This window comes from Vibrio sp. HI00D65, assembly GCF_001635455.1.
Lineage (GTDB): Bacteria > Pseudomonadota > Gammaproteobacteria > Enterobacterales > Vibrionaceae > Vibrio.
Window position 1 is genome coordinate 1 of record NZ_LWEH01000363.1, and the last position, 539, is coordinate 539.

Consider the following 539-nt stretch of genomic DNA (forward strand, 5'->3'; position numbering starts at 1 on the left):
CTGCACAAATGGACGGTGGTATCCTAGTTGTTGCTGCGACTGACGGCCCAATGCCTCAAACTCGTGAGCACATCCTACTTGGTCGTCAAGTTGGTATCCCTTACATCATCGTATTCATGAACAAATGTGACATGGTTGATGACGAAGAGCTACTTGAGCTAGTAGAAATGGAAGTTCGTGAACTTCTTTCTGAGTACGACTTCCCAGGTGATGACCTACCAGTTATCCAAGGTTCTGCACTTGGCGCACTAAACGGCGAGAAGCAGTGGGAAGACAAGATCGTTGAGCTTGCAGAAGCACTAGATTCTTACATCCCTGAGCCAGAGCGTGCAGTTGACCAACCGTTCCTACTACCAATCGAAGACGTGTTCTCGATCCAAGGTCGTGGTACTGTTGTAACTGGTCGTATCGAGCGTGGTATCCTACGTGTAGGTGACGAAGTAGAAATCGTTGGTATCAAAGAGACTACTCTTACTACTTGTACTGGTGTTGAAATGTTCCGTAAGCTGCTTGATGAAGGTCGTGCAGGTGAGAACGTT

Annotated in this window: 1 protein-coding gene; it reads left to right on the forward strand. The window is 47.5% G+C overall.

From position 1 onward, the window contains the following. Nucleotides 1-539, forward strand: a 539-nt coding sequence (locus tag A3712_RS19905) for a GTP-binding protein (protein WP_231891849.1), incomplete at both ends; no start/stop codon positions are given.